Raw genomic sequence first — 23,683 nt, 5'->3', positions numbered from 1 at the left:
AATTAATTATGAAATGGAACCGAAAGATCAAAAACAAAGGTAACTTAATTAATGCAGTTTAGATGTCGAACAGCTTACCAGCAGTTGTAACAGGTTTCGTGAACATCGAGAAAGGTGGCGATCGCTCCAGGCTCAATTAATTTACCATTGACATTGCTAACCCGTCCACCTGTTTCTACCACACGACCAACTAAGAAGTGACCGGGAATAATTGGATACGGTACTCCCTCTAAACGGCCATGCAGTAAATGTACATCAGTTCCACAAACCTCAGAATATAAGGTTTCAAGAATGATTCCACCCTTTTCCAGAATCGGGTCTGGTAATTGTTGGACTACAACGGGTTGATTAGGTGCAGTCATCACAGCTGCTAAGGGCATAAATTACTTCCTCACTATATTTACCAAATTGCTTTCTGCTTCCTACTTATCAACTTCAAGACCACAAAATAATTTCACCGTTAGGTAGTAATCCGATCGCGGAAGTGAAAGTCACACGTTGTCCATCCATCGGTTCAACGATGTGAAAATTGCGTGTATTGAAAATGAACACATCTCCGACATAAGGTTGGAAGGCGATCGTATCTGCATCTGCAATTACTGTATCACCATAGCCGTAGAAATCGAGTTTATATTGGTCATCTCCTGGTTGCCACTGGCGATCGTAAATACGTGTTTTGCCATAATTATTAGCAGAAAATTTTAAGTACAAATTCCAGGAAAGCTGAAAAATAACTGTACCAATTTCCCATTCAGATTGTTCTAACGGAGCATAATCAATATGAAGTTGAGTACCCTGCTCTATTTTTCTAATCAGTCCTGGGTAGTAATTACCATAGAATGGTTCAGAAGCAATTCGCACAGTCGCGCCTGTACACTCTCGGATTTTCATCATTAAGCGTTCTAATGGATTGAAAGAGGCTGCCATAATGCAGTCTCGTCTCTTAATTTAGTTGTGCGTTCTACTGCTTGAAAATAAGCTGCTTTACTAATGCGATTATATTCAAACACTGTGATCCCAATTCGCTCAATTTTGGGATTCACATCTTGATAGCAGTCAAAGTAGAAAAATTCAGCTTGAGCAACTAACATTTCACACTCTTGGGCGCTAGCAAAATCTTTCAGCCGAATCAGAGGAATTCGTTGTTCAAGCAGCATTTTTAAAGATTCTGCAGTTAAAGGATACTCTTGTTTTTTATCCCACGCTGTCGATTTAATCTGTTTAGAAGCAGCAGTCATAATACAGTTCCTTACATTTCTCAAATAAACCCTTTCTAATCCCACTAGGGTTGGCATATCTAGAGATAAACTGATATCTCTAGATATGCCAAATTCAGTACTTTATTAGTGCTGAGTAAAAAGTACCGAACTATAATTCTTCAAGTGGATTATTGTTTTTGTCAACTTTAATCACTTTTGGATGATGCAGCAAAGCTTCTTCTGGAGACATCTGAGCGTAAGCTATTACTATTACCTCGTCACCAGCAGAGTGCATCCGAGCAGCCGGACCATTCAGACAAATTACACGGCTTCCCCATTCACCAGGAATAGTATAAGTTTCCAGTCGAGAACCATTGTTGACATTAACAACTTGTACCTTTTCATGATGCAAGATATTAGCAATCTTTAGCAGTTCTTCATCAATCGTAATTGACCCTTCGTAGTACAGTTGGGCATCAGTTACAGTCACTCGATGTAACTTGCTTTTAAACATTGTAATTAGCATTTTTTCCCGCCATTTGATGATTATTAACGTGAGTTTCAGAGGTTTTATCTACTTGACTGTTAAGCCAATTCCAAATTTGCTAAGAGTTGGTTAGCAGATTTCGCTCTTTCTGGGAAATCGTGTTTCTCTGTGACTGCTCAATGCAGGCTTTTAACCGTTCAGCTAAAACCTGAACATGGGGTTGAGTCATGATAGTCACATGGTTGCCTGGAACAAAATGGATATTCACTGGTTTAGCAGAAAATTTGCTCCAGCCCCAGGTCAAATCCTGTAAAATTTCAGGAGGTAACTGATCGTTAGCCTCCTCAACAGAAGCCTCGCTAGCGCGAAAGAGGGTAATTTGGGTTGGATAGACTTGTTGTGGCACATAATTGACTAAACAGTTAGCTTTCAAAATTTGCACCATATTATTTAGCTGCGTAATTTCATAGTCAGGAGGCAGGATATTTACATTTTTTAACCGTTGTAGAATGTATTTTAGTTGCTCCTCCCAAACCAAAGATTGAAGAATATCATCAGAGATATCTAGGTTTTTTGCGTAAAAAATTTTCATTGTGTGAACAATTTCAAGTAGCCATTTAGCATTATCCCAATCAAAACTTGTTGGCTTTTCCTGATCAAATGGTGCTCTAGTATCAACAACAGCAACTAAAGCGACCTCATGACCCTTGTGAAGCAACTGCTGTGCCATTTCAAAGGCAACTTTACCTCCAAAAGAATGTCCTGCCAATAAATATGGCCCTTGCGGCTGAACAACCTGTAGTGCTTGAATGTACTGGGCAGCTATATCCTCAACTTGTATGCTTGGCTCTAATTCTCCAGAAAAAACATTTGCTTGGAAACCGTAGAATGGTTGGTCTTGTCCTAAACAACACGCTAAGTTATACAAATAGAAAGGATTGGCACCAGCTCCTGGAAGGCAAAACAAAGGTGGTTTAGAGCCGTTCGGTTGAATTGCTACCAAACAAGACTCACTAGAGTAATCTAAATCCTTTTGCACAATTGTCGCCAGCTGTTCAAGAGTTGGATTTTGGAAGAGGGTTTCTAAGGGAATATCTTTACCAAACTGCTGTTTAATTTGAGCCATTAAGTAAACAGCTACAAGGGAATGACCACCGAGGTCAAAAAAGTTATCTTGTACTCCCACCTTGTCAATTTTAAGAATGTTTAACCAGAGTTGGGCTAGTTGCAGTTCTAATTGGTTACGGGGCGCAACAAATTTATCCGAGTCACTGCTTTGGGGAGGTACAGGCAGGGTGTGGCGGTCTACTTTGCCGTTGGGATTAAGGGGTAGGGACTCCAGCATTACGAAAGCATTTGGTACCATATATTCGGGTAGTTTGGCTTTGATCGATTGACGTAGTTCGCTGATTATTGGTGTCACCTGTGGATGAGGCACGATATAAGCCACTAGGTTTTTGTTGCCAGGGATGTCTTCGCGGACAATGACACAAGATGCTTGCACATCAATGTGTTGGCTCAGTACTGCTTCAATTTCTCCCAACTCAATGCGGAAGCCACGGATTTTAACCTGATTATCGATGCGTCCTAAATATTCGATGTTACCGTCACTCAAATAGCGTGCTAAATCCCCTGTTTTGTACAAGCGATTCCATTTTGAATTATTAAACGGATTGAGGATAAATCTCTGTGTCGTCATTTCAGGGCGGTTGAGATAGCTTTTAGCCAATCCCGCACCACCAACATATAACTCACCTGGTACACCAATCGGAACAGGTCGTTGTTGTTGATCTAAAATATAAATTTGCGTATTAGCGATCGCTTTTCCAATACTAATCTGTGATATGGGGGTTTGCGGCTCGACGCACCAACAAGTTACGTCAGCCGACACTTCTGATGAACCGTAAAGATTTAATAAAGTACTATTGGGCAGAATTCGCCGGAATTTCTGTAATAAGTCACTCGAAAGTGCTTCACCACTAGTTACCCACATCTTTAACTTAGGTAACTGCAACTCTAGCTCGTTGTTAGTTGCCAATAATACACGCAGCAATGAAGGGACAAGTAACAACCTTGTAACTTGATTGGTGGCTAGAGTAAATACAAGCTGTTCTGGGTTTTTAACAACCTTATCAGACACAATTACTATGGTGACACCTTGAAGTAAGGGTCCAAAAATTTCCCATACAGAATCTACAAAGTTTAACGATGTCTTTTGGCAACAAACTTCTCTTTCTATGAAAGGATAACTCTGCCACATCCAGTAAAAACGATTAATTGCACCCTGATGTAGACCCTGTACTCCTTTGGGTTGACCTGTGGAACCAGAGGTGTAAATCACATAAGCTAAATTAGTTACTTGTATGTCAGTGATTGGATTATTTTGACTGAACTGAGAAATAAGATGCCAGTCACTATCTAAACAGACCTGGTACTGAGCGAAGCCGAAGTCAAGCTGCGTTTGGTGGCTAGGCAACTTCTCTAGAAGTCGCTGTTGGGTCAATAAAATTGGCACAGATGCATCTTTCTGCATAAAAGTCAAACGTTCTTGAGGATACTGTGGGTCGAAAGGTACATAAGCTCCACCCGCCTTGAGAATGCCAAGTAACCCCACAATCATTTCCAATGAGCGTTCCACAAATAACCCGACCAGCACATCCGCTCCTACACCCAAAGATTTTAGGTAGTGTGCCAATTGGTTTGCACGACAGTTCAACTGGTGGTAAGTCAGTTGTTGATTTTCAAACACAACTGCGACAGCATCGGGTGTGATCAAAGACTGCTCCTCAAACAACTGATGGATACACTTATCTATTGGATAATCCGCCTGAGTCGAGTTCCATTCAACTAATAATTGCTGTTGCTCTGGCTGTGTCAGCAGAGGTAATTGCAAAATCCGCTCTTCTGGATTAGCAATAATACCTTCAAGCAACATCACAAAATGCCCCGTCATCCGCTCGATAGTGCTGGCATCAAACAAGTCAGTGTTGTACTCCCACCCACCTACCAGTCCAGTAGCAGTGTTCTGCATTGATAAAGTCAAATCAAACTTTGCCGTCGCCCCTTCTGTCATCAATGGAGTGAAAGTTAACCCAGTCAGTTCTATTGAAGACATGGGCGCATTCTGGAGGACAAACATTACTTGGAACAGAGGTGTATGGCTCAGATCCCGTTCTGGCTGCAATGTTTCTACCAACATTTCAAACGGTAAGTCTTGATGAGCATAGGCTCCCAAAGCCATTTCGCAGACACGAGCGAGTAACTCACTAAAGCTAGGATTGCCTGATAAGTCTGTACGCATCACTAAGGTGTTGATAAAAAAGCCAATCAACCCTTCAATTTCACTGTGATTGCGGTTAGCAATTGGTGTGCCTACTACAATGTCTTCTGTATCTGTGTAACGATAAAGTAGGGTATCAAATGCTGCCAACAGCGACATGAACAACGTCACTCCTTGCTCCTGGCTCAGTTTGGTCAACCTATCAGTTAACTCAACTGACAGTGCAAACTCTTGATGTGCGCCAGCAAAAGTCTGCACAGCAGGTCTTGGTCGGTCTGTGGGCAGCGACAATAAAGCTGGTGCATCTTTTAGTTGTTGTTGCCAGTAATTCAATTGCCTTTGTAAAACATCTCCTTGCAACCAGTTTCGCTGCCAAATTGCGAAATCTGCGTACTGAATCGGCAGTGGTGCTAACGGTGACGGTTGATTTTGAGAGTAAGCATTGTACAGTGTTGCTAGTTCTTGGATAAACACACCCATTGACCAACCATCAGAGACAATATGGTGCATACACACTAATAAGGCGTGTTCTGTTTGAGACAATACTACTAATGTTGCCCCGATCAATGTTTCAGTTGCCAGGTCAAACGGTTGAATAGCTTGTTGTTGCGCTAATTGCTGTAAAGCACTTTCTTGTTCGGTTGTGGGTAAATACTTCAAATCAACAACTGAAACTGTCCAATTCGTTTGTGTTTGAATGATTTGAGTTGGTTTTCCATTAACGGTGACGCAATTGGTACGTAAGGCTTCGTGGCGATGAATAATTTCTTGTAAGCTTTGCTCTAAGGCTGCTTGATTAAGAGTTCCGACTAAACGCAAAGCCACAGGAATGTTGTAAGAGGAACTGTTTGGGTCAAACTGGTCTAAAAACCACAAACGCTGCTGAGCAAATGACAATGGTAAGTCTGTATTCTTCGCTCTTGGTAAAATGGGTGGTGCAGACAGTTCTAAGTCCTGTTGCTGTAACTGCTCAATGAAGAGTGCTAATTCGGCAACTGTCGCTGTGGCAAACAACTCACGCAATGGTAGTTCCACTTTGAAAATGTTGCGGATACGTGAAACCACTTGTGTTGCGAGTAGTGAGTGTCCCCCTAGTTCAAAGAAGTTATCATAAATGCCCACTTGTGCTACTTTCAGGACTTGCACCCAAATGTGTGCCAACAGTTCTTCAATCGGAGTACGTGGGGCTACATATTTTTTTGTATTATCGCTGTGCAAATCTGGTGTGGGCAAAGCGCGGCGGTCTACTTTCCCATTGGGAGTGAGTGGCAGGGACCCCAAGATAACAAAAGCATTGGGCAGCATGTACTCTGGCAGGTTTGCTTTGAGGTATTGCCGCAGTTCGCTGATTCTGGGTGTATAGTCCTGATTTGCTACCACGTAGGCAACTAAGCGTTTATCACCGGGAATGTCTTCACGGGCAATGACACAACACGCCTGCACATCACTATGTTGGCTCAGGATTGCTTCGATTTCCCCCAATTCGATACGGAAACCACGTACTTTTACTTGATTATCTATGCGTCCTAAATATTCTATATTACCTTTATCTAAATAGCGTGCTAAGTCCCCTGTTTTATAGAGGCGGTCCGAATTAAAGGATTGGTCTTCTGTTTCTCCTCTGCTCACACCAGTCGCCTCAACGGGGGAAACCCCCACACGGCGTTGGCTCCCCTGCTCTCCTGCTCCCCTGCTTCTTTTAAAGGGATTGGGGACGAATTTTTCGTTTGTCAATGCTGGGCGGTTGAGGTAGCCTTTTGCCAAGCACACACCACCAATGTACAATTCTCCTTGTACACCAATGGGAACAGGCTGTAAATACTTATCTAGAATATATACAGTCCTATTAGGCAGGGGACGACCAATAGGCATTTTTTTCAAATTGATGTCTTCACTCAACTGAGGAAGAATTTCAAACAGAGTTGCGGTGATGGTCGTCTCTGTGGGACCATAAGCGTTGATCAGACGAACACAAGACATTGCGCTTTCTTGCCAAATGGCAACATATTCGGGCACCATTACATCTCCACCAACAATTACAAGTCTCAGTTGGCTGTTGGTATTTAACACTTGTGTTTTGATCCACTCTTGAGCCAATTGTTGCCAATAGGCTGTTGGGAGATTAACAACAGTAAGTCCAAAATCCGAAATTATTTTTTGGAAGTTTGTCGGAGTCCAGACATCTGAGCCTCGGAGTACCAAGGTAGCCCCAACTATTAGTGTAGGAAATATCTGTTCTAATGAGGCATCGAAGTTGATTGAGGCAAACTGGAGTACACGATCGCTCTTTTCAAGTTCATAAACCTCTTGAATAATACAGCAGTGGTTGGTGATCGCGCCATGTGGGACGATAACCCCTTTAGGCTGACCTGTAGAACCAGAGGTATAAATCACATAAGCCAAGTTAGTTGCTTGCACATCGGCAATCGCATTATCCTGACTTGACTGAGAAATAAGCTGCCAGTCAGTATCTAAACATACAACTTGCGCTTGATGCTCAGGCAACTTTTCAAGGACTTGCTGTTGTGTCAGCAGTACTGGAACTTGAGCATCTTCAAGCATAAAGCTCAAGCGCTCTTGAGGATAATCTGGATCAAGTGGCAGGTATGCACCACCCGCCTTGAGAATACCCAGTAGTCCCACTACCATTTCTAAGGAACGCTCTACACACAATCCCACCAACACATCTGGTTTTACACCCAAAGACTGCAAGTAATGTGCTAACTGGTTAGCGCGACAATTTAACTGATGGTATGTTAGAGACGCGACATGTTGCGTCTGTACATCTCCAAACACAACTGCCACAGCATCCGGACTGCGCTGAACTTGCTCCTCAAACAACTGATGGATGCACTTATCAAAGGAATAGTCTACTTGAGTGTTGTTCCACTCAACAAGTAACTGTCGTTGCTCAACTTCTGTCAGTAGTGGTAATTGGGAAATCTGCTGCTGTGGGTTAGCAATAATTCCTTCCAGCAATGTTTGCAAATGCCCACTCATCCGCTTAATAGTGGCTGCATCAAACAAGTCAGCGTTGTACTCCCACATACCCACTAGTCCAGTTGCCGTGTTCTGCAATGATAAAGTTAAATCAAATTTGGCAACTGCGCTTTGGGTTGGCAAAGAACTGATAGTTAAGCCAGCAAGCTCTATCTCAGACATAGGCGCATTCTGGAGGACAAACATCACCTGAAACAGTGGTGTATAGCTGAGGTCTCGTTGTGGCTGCAATGCTTTTACCAACTCTTCAAAGGGCAAGTCTGGATGAGCATAAGATAAGAGTGTCACCTGCCGGACTCGACTGAGCAATTCCTTAAAACTGGGATTACCTGACAAATCAGTACGTAATACTAAAGTATTGACAAAAAAGCCAATTAACCCTTCAAGTTCCAAGCGATCGCGGTTAGCAATGGGTGTACCCACTACAATGTCATCGGAGCCTGTATAGCGATAAAGCAAGGTAACATAAGCTGCAAACAGCGTCATGAATAGGGTGGCTCCCTCCTGCCTGCTGAAATTGGCGATCGCTTGACTCAGTTCATTTGATAATTCTATATATTGGACTGCGCCCCGGTAATTTTGAATGGCTGGTCTAGGTCTGTCTGTGGGTAATTCTAGTAAGGTAGGAGCGTTTTTGAGTAATTGCTTCCAGTAATCAAGCTGCGTTTGTAGTAATTCTTTTTGCAACCATTGCCGTTGCCAAATTGCAAAATCGGCATACTGAATTGGTAGCTCAGGTAGCTCTGGGGATAAGTTATTGCAGAGGGCTGAGTAAATGGTTGCTAACTCACGCATCAATACGCTTGTTGACCAACCATCCACTAAAATATGGTGCACTGTTAGTACGAAAGCGTATTCTAGCTCTTTGAGTTTCACCACACAAGCTCGGATTAGAGGAGAACTAGCAAGGTCAAACGGTTGAGCAGCTTCCGTCGTAGCTAATTGTTGGCAGGCGATTTCTATTTCACTTTCAGGTAGTTCTGTTAGGTCTACTACTGGCACATTTAAAGTTAAGGTGTCAGCAATGACCTGGACTGGCTGTTCGTTGATGGTATGGAAGTTGGTACGTAAAGCTTCGTGGCGAGAGATAATCTTGTTGAGGCTTTTCTCTAGCGCCACGACGTTCAACTTACCGTGAAGTTTTAGAGCTATTTGTTCGTTGTAGAAAGGGCTATCTGGTTCCAATTGGTTTAATAACCAGAGTCGTTCTTGAGCAAAAGACAGAGGTAAGTTCTGAGGACGCTCGGCTTTAATCAGCGGTAAATCTGTAGCGTTGTCCGCATTTTCCTGGCGCAGCAACAAAATAAGTTCTGTTTTATGCTTAGTTAATAAGCCACGAGTTTCTGGTGTTAATACTCCCTCTGGAGCATCAACGCACAAGCGATCGCCTTCAACCCACAACTCCACATCCTGATGAGAGAGTTCTACTACAAATTGCTTGAGATTCATAGAATCATATCCTTCATATCGTCAACTAGTTTAGCAGAATGTGTGAGCTAATCACAAATTATTTGGTAAAGTTCGATAATTTGTATAGAAAGTTTTATATGTTGCTCATATTTCTATTTTTTCCCTCCCACTTGACACTGTCTTAGTATTTTGTTTTAGTTGTTGTTTTTCTAGCTTTGGTGCTATTTCAGCTATTGTGGGAGATTCAAATAAACTGGCTACAGTTAATTTAATAGAAAAAGTTTTTCGCAATCGGGATAAAACTTGAACAGCTATTAAGGAATCTCCTCCTAATTCAAAAAAGCTATCATCTATTCCCACCTGTTGAATTCCTAATAATTCTTGCCAAATATCGGCAATTTTTTGCTCAGTTTCATTACGGGGAGCTATATAGGAGTTTGGCAAACTAGGTCTGGAGTGGAGTGCCGATAATTTTTCTAGCTGAAGAACATCCGGCTTTCTTTGTAATGAAATCTCTGATTTTGAGTCAGTCTCTTTTTGTCCATTTTTTGCGCTAAATGCGGTTGATGCAGAAGCAACAGCCATAATAATTTGATGCTCAAACGCTTCAGTTTCGGGAAACGCAGCAACTTGAACAAAATCTTGAGTGCGTAATGCTTCAAACCACTGTTCTGTGATGATAAAAGGCTGACCTGGGCTGCGCCTCTTATCGTCTAAAGGTTTCACTAGCAGACCCCAACTAATATCAAAGTCTATTTTCGGTTTAGTTATTTCCCACAGTAAGAGGAAGCCGCCAGGAGCTAATAAAGAGCGTACATGGTGGAGTGTTTGATCTATGTTCTGAGTTGCGTGCAATACATTAGAAGCTATGACTACATCAAAGCTGTACTTCTCAAACCCTTGTTCAGTAGGAGATTTGTCTATGTCTAGTAATCGATATTCAACAAATGGATAGTCGTTAAACTTCTGTTGCGCTTGAGTCAGGAAACCGCTACCAATATCAGTAAAAGTATAGTTGGTTTGTGTGGGCGGCAACACAGGTAGTAATGCTTGCGTAGACATACCAGTACCCCCACCGATTTCCAGAACTCTCAGGTGAACGGATGATGGCAATGACTTGACTACCTGTTCTAAGCTTGAGCGCAAGATAGAGTTGTAGTAAGTATTTAAGGTAGATTCGGAATGTGAACTGTTGTTTTGTTTTTGGTAAATCAGTTCATTGAAAATCTCTAATGGTTCTTGTTCACCAACAACAATAGCAGCTAAATTTTCACCACAGCGTTGCACTAAATCTAAATCTACTAAAGATGAAGGAGCGAACCTGGTTCTGACTTCTTCTAAGTGTTCGTTAATATAATCTTGCGAACATGGCACTAGCCCGGTGAATAACCCCTCATGTTGCTGTAGTTGTCCTTGTTCCACCAATATTTGCAACCATCTAGACAACAATTGGTGATAGCGGGGAGAAATATGCCATTGCGCTAACAAATTCTCAAAAGAATACTTTTGTTGGGGATTGCTAAAAGCCCCTAATTGGTTGAATGCAGAGTTGATGTAGGCCGTACATAAACGATCCAACCACTGTCTGTTTTCTTGATATGTTAACTCGTTTAATTCTGCATTTCTCACACTTGCTTGTTTTTGACCTGCTTGTGTAAGCGATGTCCACAATTGTGATGTTGTGGGTGAGATTTGCAACTGTCCCCAAGCTGCTTTTTGTGGGGGGTCAATCCAATAACGTTGGCGTTCAAAGGGATAAGTCGGTAAGGGAAGACGGTAATATTCTTCCTGAGTATAGAATCCAAACCAATCTACTTTGACCCCAGTCAACCAGAGTTGACCTAATGTATTCAATAAAACACGAGTATCGGATTGCTTTTCTTGAGGATGACGTACCGAAGTCAAGATTGTTTGTGCAGATGCTTTGTCTGGATGCCTTTTAACTAATGTAGTTAATGTATGTCCTGGTCCTACCTCTAGTAAGACTTGCTCTGGTGTTGCCAATAATTTCTCGACACCTTGGGAAAATAGCACTGTGGAACGCAAATGTTGAGCATAGTAATCAGGATTTGTGGCTTGTGTGACTGTAATCCAAGTACCAGTGAGGTTGGAGATGTAAGGAAGTTTGGGGGGATTTAAAGTAACTTTTTTAACTCGATCTGCAAATGCCTCTAATATTGGTTCCATCATTTGGGAATGGAAAGCATGGGAAGTATGCAGACGGCGACACTCAATCTCCTGAGTAGCAAGCTGATTTTGTAATGTCTCTACTGCTGCTATGGAACCGGAAACTACACACTGGGAGGGCTGATTAATCGCGGCAACAAAAAGTTTTTCACCTAACAGGGATTTTATCTTGTCTGCGGGCAAGGGAATTGAAAGCATTGCCCCAGTGGGCAGTTGCTGCATCATCTGTCCGCGTGCTGCTACCAGAGATAAGGCATCTTCTAGGGAAAAAACTTCTGCTAGAGTTGCTGCTACATACTCGCCAATACTATGACCGATCGCAGCTTGTGGCTCCACTCCCCATGACTGCCATAATTTAGCTAGGGCGTATTCAATTACAAAAATAGCAGGTTGAGCAATTTCTGTCTGTTGAAGTTGCTTTGATACTTCATCAATATTTGATTCGCTGGGATAAATAATATGACGCAAATCCATCCCTAGTAAGGGTTTAAGAATTTCTGAGCAATTATCAACTTGTTCTTTAAATACTGTCTCCGTTTCGTAAATTTCCCGCGCCATGTTGACATACTGAGAACCTTGACCAGGGAACATAAAGACGACAGACCGTTCTGTAATCTCTGTATAATTAGTAAAAACTTGTTTTGGCTCTATGCTACTGAGAGCTTGGACAGTATCTTCTAAGTCTTGACAAATTAACATTCGTCGGTAATTAAAACCTCGGCGACCACTATTCAAGGTATAAGCTACATCGCCTAAATTCAGTTCTGGATGCTCTTTTAAATGCGTGATTAAATTAGCTGTTGATTTCTCAAGGGCGCTCGCAGTCTTAGCCGACAGACACAACAAGTGATGATAATTTCTCCCCTGATCCCTGATCTCTGCTCCCTGCCCAAAAACAGGTGCTTCTTCTAAAATGACATGAGCATTAGTACCTCCGATACCAAAAGAACTAACTCCAGCACGGCGAGGGGTATTATTTGTTATCCATTCCTTTAGCGTTGTATTGACATAAAAAGGACTGTTGGCAAAATCAATTTTGGGATTAGGTGTCTCGAAGTGCAAACTAGGAGGCAGCATTTTATTTTGCAGTGCTAATACAGTTTTAATCAAACCTGCCACACCTGCTGCTGTATCCAAATGTCCTAAGTTGGTTTTTAACGAACCAATAGCGCAGAAACCTTTTTTATCTGTACTTTGACTAAAAGCTTGAGTTAAAGCTGCAATTTCAATGGGATCACCTATAGGTGTAGCAGTACCATGAGCTTCAATATAGGAAATTGTTTCGGCATCTACACCAGCTATAGCTTGAGCTTCGCCAATCACTGCTGCTTGACCGCTAACACTCGGAGCAGTGAAGCCCACTTTCATTGCACCATCATTATTAATTGCTGAGCCTTTAATAATGGCATGGATTTGGTCGCGGTCTGCGATCGCATCTTTTAATCTTTTTAATACCACAATCCCAGCACCGCTACCAGCGATCGTTCCTTGTGCTTTAGCATCAAAAGTACGGCAGTGTCCATCAGGAGAAAGAATCATTCCCTCTTGATGCAAATACCCTATTTTTTGAGGAATGCCCAAAGTAACTCCACCAGCTAAAGCCATGTCACATTCACCATTTAAGAGACCTTGACAAGCTACATGAACAGCAACCAAAGAAGTAGAACAGGCTGTTTGCACATTTACTGCTGGTCCAGTCAAGTTAAGCTTATATGCAACTCGTGTCGGTAAAAAATCTTTATCATTGGAGATTGCTAATTGCAGAGGGTCAATTGTTTCTGATAATTGATAATGAGGAATTAGATTGGTGAGTAAATACCTAGTCATCCCTACACCACCATAAACCCCGATTAAACCACTGTAGGTTTCCGGGTCATAACCAGCTTTTTCTGTAGCTTCCCAAGCCAATTCTAAAAATAGGCGTTGTTGTGGATCTATTAGTTCAGCTTCTTTGGCGCTATAACCAAAGAAATTTGCATCAAACAATTCAATATCTGATAAAACAGCACTAGATTTTACATAATTAGGATTATTCAGTAAATCTAGAGAAACACCAGATTTTATCAACTCTTCATCCGTTAGCCACGAGATAGATTCTACACCATTTCGTAAATTCTGCCAAAACGATTCAATATCTTTTGTGCCTGGAAATCTACCAGCAACACCAACTATTGCTATTTCAGAACCGTTAAATTCATTATTGTTATGCACTGAATCTATAGCTATTGTCATTTCATTTTTTACCTTTTTTTTGAGAGCGATATTGTTGCCTGGATTGGAGTTGCTTGTTTTTTAAAGCTTTAACTTCATTATTATGACATAGAGTGCGAGAAGTCTTTTGTTTAATTATTGTGTTTTTTTGATAAAACTTAATATTTAAGTATTGGCTCAAACTAGATATAGTTTGGTAATTAAACATATCCACTATTGACACTTCTAAACCAAGTTCTTCTTGTAATTGTTGATTAATTTTTACTACTAGTAATGAATTACCTCCTAGATCGAAAAAATTATTGTAAATCCCCACTTTTTCTATTGCCAATGCTTTTTGCCAAATGTCAGCAAGGATTCTTTCTACTTCTGTATTTGGTATTACATAATCTGAAAGTTCCTGTTGTAAATCTGGAACAGGCAAAGCGTGACGGTCTACTTTGCCGTTGGGTGTTAGGGGTAAGGATTCTAATATCACAAAAGCGGCTGGCACCATAAACCCAGGCAGTTTACCGGTAAGAAACTGGCGCAGCTCGTCTGTTGTGAGTGTTACATCTTTTTGTGGCACTACGTAGGCGACTAGACGCTCGTTACTTGGAGTGTCTTCGCGAACAATAATACAACATAGCTGCACATCATCATGTTGGCTGAGTAATGCTTCGATTTCTCCCAACTCGATGCGGAAACCCCGAATTTTTACTTGATGATCAATGCGTCCTAAGTATTCGATATTACCGTCTGATAAATAACGTGCCAAATCCCCAGTTTTATAGAGATGACCAGAACCAAACGGGTTGTTGATAAATTTTTCCCTAGTCAGTTCTGGACGGTTGAAGTAGCCTCTTGCTAACCCCACACCACCAATATGTAATTCTCCTGATATACCCACAGGTACAGGCTGTAAATTTTCATCTAAAATGTAAACCTGTGTATTGGCTATCGCCTTACCAATATTTACTTTCTCATCATTAGTGCATTTGGCAATCGTGGCACAGACAGTAGCTTCTGTCGGCCCGTAAGCATTGAAGAAGTTTTTGCCAACAGACCATTGCTTAATTAATTCACCAGAACAAGCTTCTCCAGCGACAATAATTGTTCGCAGTGTCGGCAGTTCTGACCCAGGCATAACTGCTAATGCCGATGGTGGTAGGGTGATATGGGTAATGCCATAATTTTTTAGTTGCTCAATTAACGGCTTTCCTGGCAATAGAGAGTTTTTTGTTCCCAAATAAAGCGTTCCACCTGAGCCAAAAGCCATTACGATTTCCCAGATAGAAGCATCAAAACTGAAGGAAGCAAACTGGAGAACGCGACTATCCGAAGTCAAGCCAAAAGTTTGAATTTGGGCTTGAGCTAAGTTGCACAGTCCCTTATGCTCAACCATGACACCTTTAGGTCTACCTGTTGAGCCAGAGGTGTATATCAAATTAGCTAAATGAAAGGCTTTTACTCCACTGCTGGGGTTCTCTTGATTATTTTGGGCAATTTGCGACCAGGTTTCATCTAAACAGACAAGTGTGGCTTGATGTTTAGGCAACCTTTCAATTAGATGCTGTTGAGTTAATAGTACCGAAACTTGAGCATCTTCTAACATGAAATTCAAGCGTTCAATTGGATACTCTGGGTCAAGCGGCAGATATGCACCACCTGCTTTGAGAACCCCTAACAGTCCCACCACCATATCTAAAGAACGTTCTACACAAAGACCCACCAGTACATCCAGTGTTACACCTAATGAGCGCAAGTAATGAGCTAATTGGTTAGCACGACAATTTAATTGGTGGTAAGTCAGTTGTTGATTGCCAAAAACTACAGCTACAGCATCAGGAGTAAGCTCAACCTGCTCCTCAAAAAGCTGATGGATACATTTATTTTGGGGATAGTCTGCTTGAGTATTGTTCCACTCAACAAGTAACTGCTGTTGCTCAATTGCTGTCAATAGAGGCAATTGAGAAATTGTTTCCTCTGGGTTAGTAATAATACCTTCAAGTAATGTCAGAAAATGACCAGTCATTCGCTCAATGGTACTAGCATCAAACAAGTCAATGTTGTACTCCCAAAAACCCACCAGCCCAGTGGCCGTGTTCTGCATTAATAAACTTAAATCAAACTTTGCCGTTGCGCCTTCTGTTATCAATGGAGTGACCGTCAACCCAGCCAACTCTACCTCAGATGGGAACGCATTTTGGAGGGTAAACATAACCTGAAACAGCGGTGTATGGCTGAGGTCTCGTTCTGGCTGTAATGCTTCTACCAGCATTTCAAAAGGCAAGTTCTGATGAGCATACGCGGACAACGCTACTTCCCGAACGCGACTCAGTAATTCGCTAAAACTGGGATTGCCTGCCAAGTTAGTACGCATGACAAGGGTATTGACAAAAAAGCCGATTAACCCTTCTATTTCAGAGCGATCGCGGTTAGCAATGGGAGACCCTACCAAAATATCTACCGCACCTGTATAGCGGTAAAGCAGCGTATCATAAGCTGCAAACAGCGTCATAAAGAGGGTACAATTTTGCTCCTGACTGAGTTTTACCAATTTATCGGTTAACTCAGTTGGTAGTGCAAACTGTTGATATGCTCCGGCAAAAGTCTGCACAGATGGTCTAGGTCGGTCTGTGGGTAGGGACAATAAAGCTGGTGCGTTTGCCAGTTGTTGTTGCCAGTAACTCAGTTGGCTTTGTAAAACATCTCCTTGCAACCAGTTTCGCTGCCAAATTGCGAAATCTGCGTACTGAATCGGCAGTGGTGCTAACGGTGACGGTTGATTTTGAGAGTAAGCATTGTACAGCACTGCTAGTTCTTCAACAAACACACCCACTGACCAGCCATCAAAGACAATGTGGTGCATACCCACTAATAAGGCGTGTTCTGTCTCGGACAGTACGATTAATGTCGCCCTAATTAATGGTTCAGTTGCCAGGTTAAAAGGTTGAATAGCTTGTTGTTGTGCTAATTGCTGTGTTGCAATTTCTTGTTCAGTTGTGGATAAATACTTGAAGTCAACAATTGATACTTTCCAATTCCCTTGTGTTTGGATAACTTGAGTTGGTTGTCCATCAACAGTGACGAAGTTGGTGCGTAACGCTTCGTGGCGATGAATAATTTCTTGTAGGCTTTGTTGTAGCGCTGCAACATTAAGAGTTCCAACTAGACGCAAAGCTACAGGTATGTTGTAAAAGGCGCTGAGAGGCTGTAACTGGTCTAAAAACCACAAACGCTGCTGAGCAAATGATAGTGGTAAGTCTGTATTCTTGGCTCTTGGTAGAATGGGTGGTGCAGATAGTTGTAAATTCTGTTGCTGTAACTGCTCAATGACGAGTGCCAATTCACCTAGTGTTGCTGTGGCAAACAACTCACGCAATGGTAGTTCCACTTTGAAAATGTTGCGGATGCGTGAAACTAGTTGCGTTGCCAGTAGAGAGTGTCCTCCAAGTTCAAAAAAGTTATCATGAATACCGACTTGCTCTACTTTCAGCACTTGCGCCCAAATGTGTGCTAACAGTTCTTCAATCGGTGTACGTGGAGCTACATATTTATCTGTGATTTCGCTGTGTAAATCTGGTACGGGTAAACTGCGGCGGTCTACCTTACCGCTAGGAGTTAGTGGCAAGGATTCTAACATCACAAAAGCATTGGGTATCATGTACTCTGGCAGCTTTGCTTTGAGAAATTGCCGCAGTTCGCTAATTGTAGGTGTACAGTCCTGATTTGCTACCAAGTAGGCAACTAAGCGTTTATCACCAGGGGTATCTTCCCGGGGGATGACACAAGAGGCTTGCACATCGCTATGTTGGCTTAATGCTGCTTCTACTTCTCCTAACTCAATTCGGAAACCGCGTATTTTTACTTGGTTGTCGATGCGTCCTAAGTATTCGATGTTGCCATCTGGCAGATAACGGGCTAAGTCACCTGTTTTATATAATTTACTCTCTCCTAGCTTCTCAAACGGATTGGAAATAAATTTTTCTTGTGTTAACTCTGGACGGTTGAGGTAGCCTCGTGCCAAACAGACACCACCAATGTACAACTCTCCTGGCACACCAATAGGTACAGGCTGTAAATATTTATCTAAAATATAAATTTTTGCATTGGCAATTGGCTGTCCAATCGGAGGAAGTAACGGCCAAGTGTCCACTGAATTAGTCAGTGTAAAAGTAGTGGCTGCATGAGTTTCTGATGGTCCATAATGATTGTGCAGAATACAATTACCTAGTTTGCTGAACCATTGAGATATAGCCGGAGTAATCTGCAATTGTTCCCCACCAGTAATAATTTCTCTCAGATGACTATTAACTAACTTAGTATCAACAGCGACTTCAGCTAGTTGCTGTAAGGCAACAAAGGGAACAAACAGTCTCTCAATAGCTTTTTCTTCGAGGAAACCTAATAAACCTACTGGCTCTCGGCGTAGTTCCTCTGTAATTAAGAACAATGTGCCTCCCGAAAACCAGGTAGTGAATATTTCTTGGAAGGAGACATCAAAGCTGATAGGGGCAAATTGCAGGGTTTTTGCTCCAGTAGAAGTTGTATTATTTTGAAGTTGCCACAGAATGAGATTGCAAAGACCAAGCTGATTAAGCGCTACGCCTTTAGGTTTACCAGTAGAACCAGAGGTATAAATTACATAAGCTAAGTTATTAACTTGTATGCCAGAGATAAGATTTTCCTGACTGGATTGAGAAAACAGTCGAGCATCAGTATCTAAGCAGACAAGTTCTGCGTGATGCTCAGGTAGTCTGTCAACAAGTGACTGCTGGGTGAGCAATACTGAAATTTGAGCATCTTCTAACATGAAAGCCAAACGCTCTTGAGGATAGTTTGGATCAAGTGGCACATAAGCCCCACCCACCTTGAGAATCCCTAATAGTCCCACGACCATTTCTATTGAGCGTTCTACACAAATACCTACTAGCACATCTGCTCCTACTCCCAAAGACTTGAGGTAGTGCGACAACTGGTTGGCGCGACAATTCAACTGCTGGTAAGTAAGTTGTTGATCTTCAAAAACCACTGCTATAGCATCGGGTGTACGCTGAACTTGCTCCTCAAACAACTGATTAATACACTTATCAGAAGGATAATCTACTTGAGTATCATTCCATTCCACTAATAACTGCTGTTGTTCAACTGCTGTCAACAGTGACACTTGTGAGATTTGCTGTTCGGGATTAGCAATAATACCTTCAAGTAATGTCAGAAAATGACCAGTCATTCGCTCAATGGTACTAGCATCAAACAAGTCAGTGTTGTACTCCCAAAAACCCACCAACCCAGTAGCAGTGTTCTGCATTAATAAACTTAAATCAAACCTGGCTGTTGCGCCTTCTGCTAACAATCGAGTAACAGTCAGCCCAGTCAACTCTACCTCAGATGTGGACGCATTTTGGAGGGCAAACATCACCTGGAATAGTGGTGTATAGCTGAGATCCCGTTTTGGCTGCAATGCTTCTACCAGCATTTCAAAAGGCAAGTTCTGATGAGCATACGCGGACAACGCTACTTTCCGAACGCGACTCAGTAATTCGCAAAAACTGGGATTACCTGCCAAATCTGTACGCAGGACTAGGGTATTGACAAAAAAGCCGATTAACCCTTCTATTTCACTGCGATCGCGGTTAGCAATAGGAGACCCCACCAAAATATCTTCTTGTCCTGTGTAGCGATAAAGCAGGATATCGAATGCTGCCAACAGCGTCATAAAGAGGGTACAACCTTTCTCCTGACTCAGTTTTACCAAACTATCAGTTAAGTCAACTGAGAGTACAAACTCTTGATATGCTCCGTTGTCAGTCTGTACAGCCGGTCTGGGTCGGTCTGTGGGTAGGGACAACAAAGCTGGTGCTGAAGCCAATTGTTGTTGCCAGTAACTCAATTGACTTTGCAATACATTCCCTTGCAACCACTGTCTTTGCCAAATGGCAAAATCTGCGTACTGAATCGGCAGTGGTGCTAAAGGAGACGGTTGGCCTTGAGAATAAGCATTGTACAGTGCTCCTAGTTCTTGGATAAACACACCCATTGACCAACCATCAGAGACAATGTGGTGCATAGACAGTAATAAAACGTGTTCTGTCTCCGACAGCACTAATAATGTCGCCCTGACCAATGCTCCGTTTGCCAAATCAAATGATTGAATAGCTTGCTGTTTCGCTAATTGCTGTGTGGCGATTTCTTGTTCACTGCTTGGTAGATGTTGCAACTCAACAACGCAGACTTTCCAATCCGTCTGTTTATGAATGATTTGAGTTGGTTGTCCATCAGCTGTAATAAAGTTGGTGCGTAACGCTTCGTGACGATAAATAATTTCTTGTAAACTTTGTTGTAGCGCTGCAACTGAAAGAGTTCCGACTAGGCGCAAAGCTATGGGTATGTTGTAGAAGGAACTATTTGGTTGTAACTGGTCTAAAAACCACAAACGCTGTTGAGCAAATGACAGTGGTAATTGAGTATCACTTGCTCTCCTTAAGATGGCTGGGGCAGAGAGTTCTAAGTCTTGTTGCTGTAACTGCTGAATCTCTTGCGCGAATTCGGCAACTGTGGCTGCGGCAAACAGGCTACGCAATGGTAGTTCTACTTTGAAAATATTGCGGATGCGTGAAAGCAATTGCGTTGCTAGTAGTGAGTGTCCTCCCAGTTCAAAGAAGTTATCATGTATGCCTACTGGTTTCACTCTCAGGACTTGCGCCCAAATTTGTGCCAGCATCTCCTCAATGGGAGTGCGCGGGGCAATATATTTTTCTAAAAGTTTACTGTCTAATTCGGGTTTTGGTAGGGCGCGGTGGTCTACTTTGCCGTTGGGAGTCAGGGGTAAGGATTCCAGCAGCACCAAAGCACTTGGAACCATGTACTCTGCGAGCTTTGCCTTGAGAAACTGACGCAGTTCTTGGGCTGTGGGAGATTTTTCTACCTGGGGCACTATATAAGCAACTAAACGTTTGTCGCCCTGTTCATCTTCTCGTACTACGACCACGTTTTCCCACACATCTGGGTGAGAAGCTAGTAATGCCTCAATTTCTCCTAACTCAATGCGGAAGCCCCGAATTTTTACTTGATTATCAATGCGTCCTAAATACTCTAACTCGCCATTGGGCAAATAACGCGCTTTATCCCCTGTTTTATATAGTCGCGCTTGGCGGTTGTTGCTAAAAGGATGAGAGATAAACCGTTGTTGGGTCAATTCGGGACGATTGAGATAACCACGCCCTACCCCAGCACCACCAACGTACATTTCGCCTGGAACACCAATCGGTACTGGCTGTTTATGTTGATCCAGCACATACACTTGTAAGTCGGGTATCGGACGACCAATTGCACTTGCTGTGCCATGCAAATCGGCTTTGCTCAAGGGGCGATAGGTAACGTGTACAGTGGTTTCTGTAATTCCGTACATATTCACTAATTGGGGCTGCTGGTCGCCATGTCGCTCAAACCACGGCTGTAAACTCTTAAGTTCTAAGGCTTCCCCACCAAAAATTACTAAGCGTAAGTTTAACTCGTCAGCAGTTGTGATCGCCTGTTCGGCTTGAATTAACTGGCGGAAGGCTGAAGGGGTTTGGTTGAGAACTGTAACTTTTTCTTGACACAATAACTGGTAGAAAGATTCAGGCGATCGCGTAACTAAATACGGTACTACTACCAGTTTTCCACCATACAGCAATGCACCCCAAATTTCCCAAACGGAGAAATCGAAAGCATAAGAGTGGAACATTGTCCACACATCATCTTGGTTGAATTTATACCAAGCGTCTGTTGCTGCAAATAGACGAGTTACATTACTGTGATTGACTAAAACGCCTTTGGGTTTACCTGTAGAACCTGAAGTGTAAATGACATAAGCCTGCTTATCGGGTGTGGCGGTGTTTTCCAGGTTTGATTGGCTGTTTTGAGCTATGTTTTCCCAATCCGTGTCTAAGCAGACAACAGGCGCTTGATGTTTGGGTAGAGACTCTACTAATTGCCGTTGGGTTAATAGCACCCCTACTTGAGCATCTTCTAGCATAAAGCTCAACCGACCAGTGGGATAGTCTGGGTCAAGTGGCACATAAGCCCCACCCGCCTTGAAAATTCCCAACAGTCCCACAATCATGTCTATTGAGCGTTCCACGCACAACCCAACCAGTACATCGGCTCCTACACCTAGCGATCGCAAGTGATGAGCCAATTGATTAGCACGAGTGTTCAACTGCTGGTAAGTTAGTTGTTCATTGTCAAACACAACTGCGACAGCATTGGGAGTACGTTCAACCTGCGTCTCAAATAACTGATGGATACACTTATCCTGGGAATAGTCTACTTGAGTGTTGTTCCATTCCACTAACAATTGATGACGTTCTGCTGTGGTCAAAAGTGGTAATTCTGCAACTCGCGCTTTGGGATTGGCAACAATTGCTTGTAATAAAGTTTGAAAGTTTTGGGCTATGCGGGCAATGGTTGCCGCATCAAATAAATCTGCACCGTAAGACCATACCCCTTCTAAACCTCCGGAAACTTCCCAGTAGTTGACTTCAAGGTCAAACCTGACCATTTCATCAAGTGGTAAGGACATTTTCTGGGTGGTTAAACCTGGCAAATCCAAAAAAGACAGTGAGTCATTCTGGAGGGAAAATAGCACTTGTACCAGGGGATTACGGCTTAAATCTCGTTCTGGTTGTAGCTTTTCCACCAACATCTCAAAGGGCAAGTCTTGATGGGCATAAGCTGATAATGTGGTTTGCCTCACTTGCGCTAAAAAGTCAGCAAAGCTGGGATTGCCAGAGAGATCGCCCCTTAATGGTATGGTATTAGCAAAAAAACCTATTAGCTGCTCAACGCTCTTGTTGTTGCGGTTAGCGATGGGAGAGCCAACAATAATATCTAACTGACCACTGTAACGAGAAATTAAGACCAAAAAAGCTGCCAGTAGAGTCATAAACAATGTTGCTTCTGACTTTTGGCTCAACTGCTTGAGGCGTTGTGTAAGGTTGCGATCGAGTTGAAAATGCTCAACTCCACCCCGGAAGGTCTGAACTGGAGGGCGTGGTTTATCAGTTGGCAGTTCTAATACAACAGAGGCATCAGTTAATTGTTGCTGCCAGTAATTCAGTTGGCGTTCCAGGACTTCACCAGTCAGCCATTGGCGTTGCCAAACTGCAAAGTCAGCATACTGGATGGATAATTCCGGTAGTGGGTTGGGCAACCCTTGAGCGAAAGCTCCATATAACTGAGATAACTCACGTTTAAAGATGTTCAAAGACCAACCATCGTAGATGATGTGGTGCATCTTCAACAGCAGTACATACTCCTGGTTACTCAGTTGGAGTAGAGTGAATTGTACTAAGGGGCCAACAGCTAGATCGAAAGGCTGAGAGGCAAGAGACTTGGCCATTTCTCGAATTTGCTCAGTCTGCTGTTGCGCTGACAACCCCTGCAAGTTATGGATTGGCAAAGTTAAGGCAGTGGGCGGAGCAATCACTTGTACAGGTTGCCCATCTACAGTAGGGAAAGTAGTTCTTAAAACCTCATGGCGGCGAATGAGTTCACTAAGGCTCTGCTCTAGTGCAACTATATTCAACGACCCATATAGTATTTGAGCATCCAGCAAATTATAAGACCGACTGTCTGGTGATAAATGGTGCAGAAACCAGAGTCGCTGTTGAGCAAAAGACAGTGGTAACTCACCATGCCGTGACACTCTTTGAATGGGCAATTGATGAGATGTTTTGACCTGCTTTGCTTGTTGTAAAAACAGTATGATTTCTGTTTTACGTGCAGCTATTTCTTGACGTAGCGTAGGAGTTAACGCCCCTTCAGGTGCATGACAGCGCAAGCGAAGCTCCTCCGGAGCCGCTCCGCTAACGCCATCTACCTCTAGTTCTATACTTAAGTTTGTCAGGTGACGAACAAATTCAACAATGCTGTTAGTCATGC

7 protein-coding genes are annotated in these 23,683 nt (G+C 42.6%); all 7 read right to left on the bottom strand.

The window, feature by feature from the left end:
- Window positions 1–74: 74 nt before the first annotated feature.
- The 7 genes from QUA56_RS30205 to QUA56_RS30175 all read right to left on the bottom strand — a co-directional run bounded on the left by QUA56_RS30205 (window position 75) and on the right by QUA56_RS30175 (window position 23,681).
- Window positions 75–380, bottom strand: a complete 306-nt coding sequence (locus QUA56_RS30205) for an alcohol dehydrogenase catalytic domain-containing protein (RefSeq protein ID WP_333365712.1) — start codon at window positions 378–380, stop codon at window positions 75–77.
- Window positions 381–435: 55 nt separating this feature from the next.
- Window positions 436–927 (bottom strand): 2OG-Fe(II)-dependent halogenase WelO5 family protein, encoded by a 492-nt coding sequence (locus tag QUA56_RS30200; protein ID WP_333365709.1) that lies wholly within the window; start codon window positions 925–927, stop codon window positions 436–438.
- Window positions 903–1,238, bottom strand: coding sequence for a hypothetical protein (locus tag QUA56_RS30195; protein WP_333365706.1), 336 nt, complete (start codon window positions 1,236–1,238; stop codon window positions 903–905). Before QUA56_RS30195 ends, QUA56_RS30200 begins: the two co-directional genes overlap by 25 nt.
- A 130-nt stretch (window positions 1,239–1,368) precedes the next feature.
- Entirely contained in the window at window positions 1,369–1,725 is a 357-nt protein-coding gene (gene panD / locus QUA56_RS30190) for an aspartate 1-decarboxylase (protein ID WP_333365703.1), read from the bottom strand.
- 79 nt (window positions 1,726–1,804) lie between these two features.
- Complete coding sequence (locus QUA56_RS30185; RefSeq protein ID WP_333365700.1) at window positions 1,805–9,415, bottom strand: amino acid adenylation domain-containing protein; 7,611 nt, start codon at window positions 9,413–9,415, stop codon at window positions 1,805–1,807.
- A 105-nt stretch (window positions 9,416–9,520) separates the two neighbouring features.
- Window positions 9,521–13,795, bottom strand: a complete 4,275-nt coding sequence (locus QUA56_RS30180) for a beta-ketoacyl synthase N-terminal-like domain-containing protein (protein WP_333365697.1) — start codon at window positions 13,793–13,795, stop codon at window positions 9,521–9,523.
- A 1-nt stretch (window position 13,796) separates the two neighbouring features.
- Window positions 13,797–23,681, bottom strand: coding sequence for an amino acid adenylation domain-containing protein (locus QUA56_RS30175; RefSeq protein WP_333365695.1), 9,885 nt, complete (start codon window positions 23,679–23,681; stop codon window positions 13,797–13,799).
- Window positions 23,682–23,683 lie beyond the last annotated feature (2 nt).

Source organism: Microcoleus sp. N3A4, assembly GCF_036701805.1.
In the GTDB taxonomy this organism is placed as follows: domain Bacteria; phylum Cyanobacteriota; class Cyanobacteriia; order Cyanobacteriales; family Microcoleaceae; genus Microcoleus.
The sequence above is the reverse complement of the archived record's forward strand: the minus strand, read 5'-3'. Positions and strand labels throughout refer to the sequence as shown.

Bases quoted from the DNA above. Each gene is read 5' to 3' on its own strand.
- QUA56_RS30205 (WP_333365712.1), bottom strand. From the start codon at position 380: ATGCCCTTAGCAGCTGTGATGACTGCACCTAATCAACCCGTTGTAGTC.
- QUA56_RS30200 (WP_333365709.1), bottom strand. From the start codon at position 927: ATGGCAGCCTCTTTCAATCCATTAGAACGCTTAATGATGAAAATCCGA.
- QUA56_RS30195 (WP_333365706.1), bottom strand. From the start codon at position 1,238: ATGACTGCTGCTTCTAAACAGATTAAATCGACAGCGTGGGATAAAAAA.
- panD (WP_333365703.1), bottom strand. From the start codon at position 1,725: ATGCTAATTACAATGTTTAAAAGCAAGTTACATCGAGTGACTGTAACT.
- QUA56_RS30185 (WP_333365700.1), bottom strand. From the start codon at position 9,415: ATGAATCTCAAGCAATTTGTAGTAGAACTCTCTCATCAGGATGTGGAG.
- QUA56_RS30180 (WP_333365697.1), bottom strand. From the start codon at position 13,795: ATGACAATAGCTATAGATTCAGTGCATAACAATAATGAATTTAACGGT.
- QUA56_RS30175 (WP_333365695.1), bottom strand. From the start codon at position 23,681: ATGACTAACAGCATTGTTGAATTTGTTCGTCACCTGACAAACTTAAGT.